The sequence below is a fragment of the Roseburia sp. AF15-21 genome (genome assembly GCF_003479505.1).
GTDB classification, from domain to species: domain Bacteria; phylum Bacillota; class Clostridia; order Lachnospirales; family Lachnospiraceae; genus Roseburia_C; species Roseburia_C amylophila.
The window spans coordinates 1-221 of the sequence record NZ_QUHG01000018.1; the positions used below are offsets into that span (position 1 = coordinate 1).

The 221-nt window shown below is 48.4% G+C and carries 1 protein-coding gene; it reads left to right on the top strand.

The window, feature by feature from the left end; translation table 11 throughout:
- Positions 1-221 (top strand): hypothetical protein (locus DWW33_RS15750; protein ID WP_199650794.1); only part of this gene is annotated, 221 nt, incomplete at both ends.

The following is a 221-nucleotide window of genomic DNA, read 5'->3' on the forward strand; positions in this document are numbered from 1 at the left end:
TTTGCCAGTAATCCGGACCTCTATTATTTAATAGGAAATGTATTGACAATCGCTGCTTCCCTGATACTGACCGGAGGAATGGCAGCAAATGCAGCAGTAAGTGCAGGAACATCCATAGGAAGGGCCGTAGTAACAGAGTATGCAAAGCAGGGACTGACGATGGCAGCCAGCAGCTATGTGGAAAAGAGCATGACAGAAGCAACCAACAGTCCACTGGCAGG